The 9248-nt window shown below is 73.4% G+C and carries 8 protein-coding genes and 1 pseudogene; all 9 read left to right on the forward strand.

Going from position 1 to position 9248, the window contains the following annotated elements:
* A pseudogene (locus tag AC1MIR_RS16515) lies at nucleotides 1-243 on the forward strand (UDP-N-acetylmuramoyl-L-alanine--D-glutamate ligase); the annotation flags it as partial.
* Entirely contained in the window at nucleotides 240-1373 is a 1134-nt protein-coding gene (locus AC1MIR_RS16520; protein ID WP_480029275.1) for an FtsW/RodA/SpoVE family cell cycle protein, read from the forward strand. The pseudogene AC1MIR_RS16515 and the gene AC1MIR_RS16520, both read left to right, overlap by 4 nt.
* Nucleotides 1373-2509: an undecaprenyldiphospho-muramoylpentapeptide beta-N-acetylglucosaminyltransferase gene (gene murG, locus AC1MIR_RS16525; RefSeq protein WP_480029559.1), complete on the forward strand. Its 1137-nt coding sequence runs from the start codon at nucleotides 1373-1375 to the stop codon at nucleotides 2507-2509. Before AC1MIR_RS16520 ends, murG begins: the two co-directional genes overlap by 1 nt.
* Nucleotides 2509-3951, forward strand: a complete 1443-nt coding sequence (gene murC, locus AC1MIR_RS16530) for a UDP-N-acetylmuramate--L-alanine ligase (RefSeq protein WP_480029276.1) — start codon at nucleotides 2509-2511, stop codon at nucleotides 3949-3951. Before murG ends, murC begins: the two co-directional genes overlap by 1 nt.
* A gap of 8 nt (nucleotides 3952-3959) precedes the next feature.
* Entirely contained in the window at nucleotides 3960-4856 is an 897-nt protein-coding gene (gene murB / locus AC1MIR_RS16535) for a UDP-N-acetylmuramate dehydrogenase (RefSeq protein WP_480029277.1), read from the forward strand.
* A complete protein-coding gene (locus tag AC1MIR_RS16540) occupies nucleotides 4853-5770 on the forward strand; it encodes a D-alanine--D-alanine ligase (protein ID WP_480029278.1) in 918 nt (305 codons plus the stop codon). Before murB ends, AC1MIR_RS16540 begins: the two co-directional genes overlap by 4 nt.
* Entirely contained in the window at nucleotides 5763-6647 is an 885-nt protein-coding gene (locus AC1MIR_RS16545) for a cell division protein FtsQ/DivIB (RefSeq protein ID WP_480029279.1), read from the forward strand. The genes AC1MIR_RS16540 and AC1MIR_RS16545 overlap by 8 nt, the downstream gene beginning before the upstream one ends.
* The gene (gene ftsA / locus AC1MIR_RS16550) at nucleotides 6644-7936 is read left to right on the forward strand and encodes a cell division protein FtsA (RefSeq protein ID WP_480029280.1); all 1293 of its coding nucleotides are present in this window, start codon (nucleotides 6644-6646) and stop codon (nucleotides 7934-7936) included. Before AC1MIR_RS16545 ends, ftsA begins: the two co-directional genes overlap by 4 nt.
* Nucleotides 7937-8005: 69 nt before the next feature.
* Nucleotides 8006-9248, forward strand: a 1243-nt coding sequence (gene ftsZ, locus AC1MIR_RS16555; protein WP_480029281.1) for a cell division protein FtsZ, incomplete at its 3' end; no start/stop codon positions are given.

Consider the following 9248-nt stretch of genomic DNA (forward strand, 5'->3'; position numbering starts at 1 on the left):
GCCCCGCCGCGCGGGCGCCCCCCCCCGACGCGGGCCGCGCAGGGCGGGCCGCACGCGGCCGCCGGCACGCGGGCGGAGGCGGGGCCCGCCGCCGCCGCCGCGCGGGCGGGCGCGGCGCCGGTGGTGCTGCTCTCCCCGGCCTGCGCCAGCTTCGACCAGTTCGCCGGCTTCGACGCCCGCGGCGACCGCTTCCGCGCGCTGGTGCAGGCGCTGGCCTCGGGCGACATGGGGCGGGCGGCATGATCGCCGTCTCGCGCGCCGACACCTCCACGCTCGGCCGCTGGTGGTGGACGATCGACCGCTGGACGCTGGCCGCGCTGCTGGCGCTGATCGGCTTCGGCTATGTGATGATGCTCGCCGCCTCCCCGGCCGTGGCGGAGCGCATCGGCGCCTCCTCGCGCAACATGTTCTTCATGCGGCAGATCGCCTATCTCGGGCTGGCGACGGCGGTGCTCGTCGCGGTCTCGATGCTGAGCGTGCGGGAAGTACGCCTGCTCGGCTGGATCGGCCTTGGCGGGTCGCTGCTGCTGGTGGCGGCGACGCTGGTGGTGGGCGCCGAGATCAAGGGAGCGCGGCGCTGGCTTTCCATCCCCGGCCTAGGGTCCGTCCAGCCCTCGGAATTCCTGAAGCCGTGCTTCGCGATCGTTGCCGCCTGGCTGATCGCGGAGGGCAAGCTGAATCGCCGCTGGGGCGCGACGCTGCTGGCGATCGGGTTGTTCCTCGGCATCGCCGCGCTGCTGAAGGGCCAGCCGGACATCGGCATGCTGCTGGTGATCACGGCGGTGTTCTTCGCGCAGTTCTTCGTCGCGGGGCTGAACCTGTTCGTGGTGGGCTTCGTCGGTGCGCTCGGCCTGGCCGGGGCGGGGCTGGCCTACACGCTGTTCCCGCATGTGCAGTCGCGCGTGCAGCGCTTCCTCGACCCCTCCTCCGGCGACAACTACCAGGTGAGCGTCGCGCTGGAGGCCTTCGGGCATGGCGGGCTGCTCGGCCGCGGCCCCGGCGAGGGGCGGGTCAAGAACGTGCTGCCCGATGCGCATGCCGACTTCGTCTTCGCGGTGGCGGGCGAGGAATTCGGTCTGGTGGTGTGCCTGCTGATCCTCGCGCTCTTCGCCTTCGTCGTGGTGCGCGGCCTGGTGCGGCTGATGCAGGAGACGGACCTGTTCGTGGTGCTGGCGGCGACCGGGCTGCTGACGCAGTTCGGGCTGCAGGCCTTCGTCAACATGGCCTCCTCGCTGCACCTGATCCCGACCAAGGGGATGACTCTGCCCTTCGTGAGCTATGGCGGGTCGTCCGTGCTGGCGATCGCGATGGGCATGGGGATGCTGCTCGCGCTGACGCGGCGGCGCCTCTCGCGCGCGGAGGACGAGACGTGATGCGGGGCCCCGCGGCACGCCCTGTCGTGATCGCCGCCGGCGGCACCGGCGGGCACCTCTTCCCGGCGGAGGCGCTGGCGGCGGAGCTGGTGGCGCGCGGGGAGCGCATCGCGCTGATGACCGATGCGCGCAGCTCCGCCTTCGAAAGCCCGGCCTTCGGCAATGCCGAGCGCTTCGTGCTGAAGGGCTCGGGCATCGCCGGGCGCGGGCCGAAGGCGGCGGCCGCCGGGGCGCTGGCGCTCGCCGCCGGCACGCTCGAAGCGCGGCGCATCCTGAAGCGCCTCGACGCCGCGGCGGTGGTCGGCTTCGGGGGCTATCCCTCGGTCCCGCCGATCATCGCCGCGCTCACCATGCCCGCCGGCCGCCGGCCCGCCACCGCGCTGCATGAGCAGAACGCGGTGCTCGGCCGCGCCAACCGCCTGCTGGCGCCGCGCGCGGACCTGCTGGCGCTGTCGGTCGCGGACACGGCGCGGGTGCCGGCGGGGGCCAAGGCGCGGCTGGTCGGCAATCCGGTGCGCCCGGCACTCGCCGCCATGGCCGGCCAGGGCTATGCGCCGCCGGCCGAGGACGGCGCGATCCGCCTGCTGGTGCTGGGCGGGTCGCTCGGCGCGCGCGTCTTCGCCGATGTGGTGCCGCAGGCCGTCGCGGCGCTGCCCGACGCCCTGCGCGGCCGGCTGGTGGTGACGCAGCAGACGCGGGCGGAGGACCTGCCGCGGGTGGAGACGGCCTATCGCGCCGCGGGCGTGCCGGCCGACCTCTCGCCCTTCTTCGGCGACATCGCGACGCGGCTCGCCATGGCGCATCTGGTGATCGCGCGGGCGGGCGCCTCCACCGTGGCGGAGCTTGCCTGCGCGGGCCGGCCCTCCGTGCTGGTGCCGCTGCCGAGCGCGATCGATGACCACCAGAGCGGCAATGCGCGCTCGCTCGCCGCGGCCGGCGCGGCCTGGCTGATGCAGCAGGCCGCCTTCACGGCGGAGGCGCTGGCCCGCCACCTGGGCGCGGTGCTGACCAATGCGCCCGTGCTGGCGCGGGCCGCCGCCGCCGCGGCGAAGGAGGCGCACCCCGAGGCCGCGCGCCGCCTGGCCGACCTCGTGCAATCGCTGATGCGCGCCGAAGCGCTGCCGGAGTTCCGCTGATGCGCGCGCTGCCGCTTTCCATCGGCCCCATCCACTTCGTCGGCATCGGCGGCATCGGCATGTCCGGGATCGCGCAGGTGCTGCACAACCTGGGCTACCAGGTGCAGGGCAGCGACATCTCGGAGGGCTACAACGTCGCGCGGCTGCGCGATGCCGGCATCCCGGTGATGGTCGGGCACGACGCGCAGAACCTGGGCGCGGCGCAGGTGGTGGTCGTCTCCACCGCGGTGAAGCGCGACAACCCGGAAGTGCAGGCCGCGCGCGCGCGACTGATCCCCGTGGTGCGCCGGGCCGAGATGCTGGCCGAGCTCATGCGGCTGAAATGGTCCGTCGCGATCGGCGGCACGCATGGCAAGACCACCACCACCAGCCTCGTCGCCGCGGTGCTGGAGGCGGCGAAGCTCGATCCCACCGTCATCAATGGCGGCATCATCAACGCCTATGGCACCAACACCCGCCTCGGCGCCGGCGACTGGATGGTGGTGGAGGCCGACGAGAGCGACGGCAGCTTCCTCAAGCTGCCCGCGGTGGTCGCCGTGGTCACCAACATGGACCCCGAGCACCTGGACCATTGGGGCACCGAGGAGGCGATGCGTGAGGGCTACGCGCAGTTCGTCGGCAACATCCCCTTCTATGGCTTCGCCGTGCTTTGCGCCGACCACCCGGAAGTGCAGGCGATGATCCCGCGCCTGTCGGACCGGCGGATCATCACCTACGGCTTCTCGCCCCAGGCCGATGTGCGCGCCGAGCGCGTCATCACGGACCGCATGGGCGCCACCTTCGAGGTCGTGGTGCGCGACCGCGCCACCACGCGCACCCGCACGCTCAAGCCGATGCGCCTGCCCATGCTCGGCCATCACAACGTGCAGAACGCGCTGGCCGCCATCGCCATCGCCACCGAGATGGATGTGGACGAGCACACCATCAGGACTGCGCTTGCCGGCTTCAAGGGCGTGAAGCGCCGCTTCACCCGCACCGGCGAGGCCGGCGGGATCACCGTGATCGACGATTACGGCCACCACCCGGTGGAGATCGCCGCCGTTCTGAAGGCGGCGCGCCAGGCCGGGGCGCGCGATGTCGTCGCCGTGGTGCAGCCCCATCGCTACTCCCGCCTCGCCACGCTCTTCGAGGATTTCTGTGCGTGCATGAACGATGCGGGGACGGTGATCGTCGCCGACGTCTATGCCGCCGGCGAGCAGCCGATCCCGGGCGTGGACCGGGATGCGCTGGTGGACGGGCTGCGCGCGCGCGGGCACCGTTCCGTCGTGCCGCTGCCGGGGCCGGACAGCCTGGCGGAGATGGTGAACGCCATCGCCAAGCCGGGCGACTACGTGGTCTGCCTCGGCGCCGGCAACATCACCAGCTGGGCGCATGCGCTGCCGGAGCAGCTGGCCGCCCTGCAGTCGCGCACGCGGCCGCGGCTGGTGGGCGGCAGCAAGTGAGGCCCGGCATGTCCTCCCACGCCGCCCTGCCGCCGCTGCGCGGGCGCGTCCAGGCCGGGGCGCCGCTGGCGCCCTTCACCTGGTTCCGCGTGGGCGGCCCGGCGGAGTGGCTGGTGCGCCCGGCCGATGCCGACGACCTGCTGCTGCTGCTGCGCGACCTGCCCGCCGGCATGCCGGTGACCGTGATCGGCGCGGCGTCGAACCTGATCATACGCGACGGCGGGGTGCGCGGCGTGGTGGTGAAGCTCGCCGGGCGCGCCTTCGGCGGGATCGAGACCGATGGCGAGGGCATGGTGGCGGGCGCCGCGGCGCTGGACGCCACGGTGGCGGAACATGCGGCGGCAGCCGGCCTCGGCGGCCTGGAATTCCTCTGCGGCATCCCGGGCACGATCGGCGGCGCGGTGGCGATGAATGCCGGCGCCTATGGCAGCGAGATCAAGGACGTCCTGGATTGGGCCGAGGTGGCGACGCCTTCCGGCCTCCGGCGCCTCTCCGCGGCGGAGCTCGGCTTTGCCTATCGCAAGGCCGTGCTGCCGAAGGGCGGCATCGTGGTGCGCGCGCGGCTGCGCGGCGCGACGGGCGATGCGGCGGCGATCGCGGCGCGCATGGCGGAGATCCGCGCGGCGCGCGAGGCGACGCAGCCGGTGCGCTCGCGCACCGGCGGCTCCACCTTCAAGAACCCGCCTGGTCATCGCGCCTGGCAGCTGGTGGATGCGGCCGGCTGCCGCGGCCTGGCGCGCGGCGGCGCGCAGGTGAGCACGCTGCACGCGAATTTCCTGCTCAACACAGGCGGCGCGACGGCGGCCGACATCGAGGGCCTGGGCGAGGACGTCCGCGCGCGGGTGAAGGCGGCGACAGGCGTGGAACTCGAATGGGAGATCAAGCGGCTGGGAGAGCCGGCATGACCCATGTCGCGGTCCTGCATGGCGGCGTCTCGGCCGAGCGCGACGTGTCCCTCGCGACCGGCGCGCAGGTCGTCGCGGCGCTGCGCCAGGCCGGCTTCGAGGTGACGCCGATCGAGGTGACGCAGGATCTCGCCGCCGTCATCGCCGCGCTGCAGGCGGCGAAGCCCGATGTCGTGTTCAACGCGCTGCATGGCCGCTTCGGCGAGGATGGCTGCATCCAGGGCGTGCTGGACTGGCTCGGCCTGCCCTACACGCATTCCGGCCTGCGCGCCTCGGCGCTCGCGATGGACAAGGCCGCGGCCAAGGCGGCCTTCGCCGCGGCGGGGCTGCCCATCGCGCCGTCACGCATCGTCTCGCCGGAGGAACTCGAAGCGGCTGACCCGCTGCCACGCCCCTATGTGGTGAAGCCGGTGAACGAAGGGTCCTCCGTCGGCGTCGAGATCCTTCGGGAGGGCGACAATCGGCGCGCCGAGGTCGCGCGGAAATGGCGCTATGACCGGCGCATCATGGCGGAGGCCTACATCCCCGGCCGCGAGCTGACCGTGGCGGTCATGGGCGACCGGCCGCTGGAGGTGACCGAGATCGCCACCGGCAACGTCTTCTACGACTACGAGGCCAAATACGCCGATGGCGGCAGCCGCCATACCCTGCCCGCGCCGGTGCATCCGGCGATCCGCGAGCAGGCGATGGAGGTCGCGCTGCGCGCCCACCAGGCGCTCGGCTGCCGCGGCGTGTCGCGGGCCGATTTCCGCTACGACGACACCGCGGGCGAGCCCGGCCGGCTCTACATCCTCGAGGTCAACACGCAGCCCGGCATGACGCGCACCAGCCTGGTGCCGGAACAGGCCGCGCATGCCGGCATCCCCTTCCCCGAGCTCTGCGCCTGGATGGTGCGGGAGGCGCGCTGTGGGTAGCACCGCGCTCCGCAGCGGCCGGGGCGGCGTCGGGCGCCCGCGCCGCGAGCAGGACCGGCCGAGCCGGCTCCGGCTGTGGCTGAAGCGCCGACGCGGGCTGGCGAAGCCGGCGGCCCTGGCGCTGCTGGGCTGCGGCGCGCTGGCCGCGCTCGGCACGGGCCTCTACCTCGCCGATCCGGCGGGTCGGATGCAGGCGCTGGTCGAGAACGCCGCGCAGCTCGGCGACGCCGCCGGGCTGGAGGTGCGGGAGGTGATCGTCGAGGGGCGCGTCAACACGCCGCGCGAGCTGATCCGCGCCGCGGTCGGGGTGACGCGCGGCGACCCGCTGCTCGGCTTCTCGCCCTCCGAGGCGCGGGAGCGGCTGATGACCATCGCCTGGGTCGAGAACGCCGATGTCGAGCGGCACCTGCCCGGCACCATCCTGGTGCGGCTGACCGAGCGCACGCCCTTCGCGATCTGGCAGAACCAGGGCCGCTTCGCGATCATCGACCGGCAGGGCCGCGTGGTGACGAGCGAGACGCTGGACGCCTTCGGGCCGCTGCCGCTGGTGGTCGGCGCCGGGGCGGATACGCATGGTGCCGCGCTCTATGACCTGCTGCTGGCGCACCGGCCGATCCTGGAGCGCACCCAGGCGATGGTGCGCGTGGGCGAGCGCCGCTGGAACCTCAAGCTGCACAACGGCACCGATGTGCTGCTGCCGGAAGGCCATGAGGCGCCGGCGCTGAACCGGCTGGCGGAACTGCATGCGCGCAACGCGCTGCTCGACCGCCCGCTGGTCGCGATCGACATGCGCCTGCCGGACCGGATGGTGCTGCGCCAGCATCCGCCGGCCGAGGCGCAGCAGCCGGCGCAGCGCCGGGGAGGAAGAAGCGGATGAACGCCCTCTCCCGCCTTCCCGTCCCGGTCGAGGGCGCGCCGGAGCGCCGGCGGCGCAACGCGCGCAGCGGCACCTTCGGCGTGCTCGACATCGGCACGACCAAGACCGTCTGCCTGATCGCCCGCATCGAGGGCGACGGCACGCCGCGCGTGCTGGGCTTCGGCTGGCAGCGCGGCCGCGGCGTGAAGGGCGGCTCCATCGTGGACCTGGAGGAGGCGGAGCGCGCGATCCGCGCAGCCGTGGGCCAGGCGGAGGAGATGTCGGACACCAAGCTGTCCGGCGTGATCGTCAACCTCTCCTGCGGGCAGCCGGATTCGCGGCTGCTGCAGGTGCAGTGGCCGATCAACGGCCGCGCGGTGACGGATGCCGACCTGCGCGCCATCCTGTCGGAGGGCCGCCGCCGCGGCCACGAGGACGGGCGCGAGACGGTGCATGGCGCCCCCGTCTCCTTCACCGTGGATGCGACGCCCGGCGTCGAGGATCCGCGCGGCATGGTGTGCGAGACGCTGGCGGCGCGCGTGCACCTGGTGGATGCGAGCCAGGCGGCGCTGCGCAACCTCGGCACCTGCCTCGCGCGCTGCGACCTGGAAGTGGAGGAACTGGTCTCCGCCCCCTTCGCCGCCGGCCTCGCGACGCTGGTGGAGGACGAGAAGCGGATCGGCGCGACGGTGGTGGACATGGGCGGCGGCACCACCTCCATCGCCGTCTTCGCCGAGGGCCAGCTGATCCACACCAGCCAGATCCAGGTCGGCGGCTGGCAGGTGACCAACGACCTGGCGCGCGTGCTCTCCACGCCGATCAACCATGCCGAGCGGCTGAAGACGCTGCATGGCGGGGCGCTCGCCTCGGCCGACGACGAGCGCGAGATGCTGCCGATCCCGCTGGTCGGCGAGGAGGAGGACCATATCGCGCGCATCCCCCGCGCGATGGTGGTGAACATCATCCGCCCGCGACTGGAAGAGACCTTCGAATTCGTGCGCGACCGGCTGGAACAGGCCGGCGTGGCGAAGGAGGCCGGCACGCGCGTGGTGCTGACCGGAGGCGGCAGCCTGCTGATCGGTGCGCGCGAGCTCGCGGCCAATGTGCTGGAGCGCCAGGTGCGGCTCGGCCGCCCGCGCGCGACGCGTGGCCTGCCGGAGACCGCCGGCGGCGCGCCCTTCGCGGTTGCCGTCGGCCTGCTCGCCTGGGCGGCCGGCGAAGGCCGCCCGATCGTGGATGTGGCACCCGGTCCGGATCGGACCGGCGGCCCCCTCCGCCGCTTCCTCGACTGGCTGAAGGCGCGCGCCTGATGCGCAAGGCCAGCCCCGCCCATCGCCACCCGCCAAGCCACCAAGGCTGAGTTCCAGGAGAGGCCCGACATGACGCTGAACCTCACCATCGCCGCACACCAGACCACGGACTTCACCCCGCGCATCAGCGTCGTCGGCGTCGGCGGCGGCGGGACCAACGCCGTCAACAACATGGTGTCCATGGGCCTCGACGGCGTGGATTTCCTGGTCGCGAACACCGATGCGCAGAGCCTGGTGAATTCCAAGGCGACGCGCCGCGTGCAGCTCGGCCCGCACCTGACGCAGGGCCTCGGCGCCGGCGCGAAGCCGGAGATCGGCCGCGCCGCGGCGGAGGAAGCGACGGAGGAGCTGGCGCGGCACCTGGAAGGCAGCCACATGGTGTTCGTCACCGCCGGCATGGGCGGCGGCACCGGCACCGGCGCCGCGCCGGTGATCGCGCGGATGGCGCGGGAGCGCGGCATCCTGACCGTCGGGGTGGTGACCAAGCCCTTCGACTTCGAGGGGCCGAAGCGCCGCAAGGCGGCCGAATCGGGCATCGAGGAGCTGCAGCAGTTCGTGGACACGCTGATCGTGATCCCGAACCAGAACCTCTTCCGCATGGCGAATGAGCGGACCACCTTCGCGGAAGCCTTCAAGATGGCCGACAACGTCCTCTACATGGGCGTGCGCGGCGTGACCGACCTGATGGTGAACCCGGGCCTCGTGAACCTCGACTTCGCCGACATCCGCACGGTGATGGCGGAGATGGGCAAGGCGATGATGGGCACCGGCGAGATGGAGGGCGAGGAGCGCGCGGTGAAGGCGGCCGAGGCCGCGATCAGCAACCCGCTGCTGGAGGACACCTTCATGCGCGGCGCGCGCGGCGTGCTGATCAACATCACCGGCGGCTTCGACATGACCCTGTTCGAGGTGGACGAGGCCGTGCACCGCATCCGCAAGGAAGTGGACGAGGACGCCAACATCATCTTCGGCTCCTCGGTGGATGAGGGGATGAACGGGCGCATCCGGGTCTCCGTCGTGGCCACCGGCATCGATGCTGCGGTGGCGAAGGAGGCCGAGCGGCCGAAGCTGGTCGCGGTGGGCGGCGGCGTGGCGCAGCCGGTGCAGGCGGTGGCGACCGCCGCGGTCGCCGCGGGGCAGCCGATGCGCGTCGCTGCCGGCGGCGGCGGGCCGCGTGTGGCAGCGCCGGTGCTGGGCGCGGCGCGCGCCGCGCACGCCGCAGCGCTTGCCGGACGGGCCGCGGCGCAGGACGCCGCGCAGCGCCGCAGCGCGGAGACGGTCGTGGCCCAGGTCGAGGAGGCCCTGGCCGGGC

The sequence above is a fragment of the Falsiroseomonas sp. RANM36 genome (genome assembly GCF_056682175.1).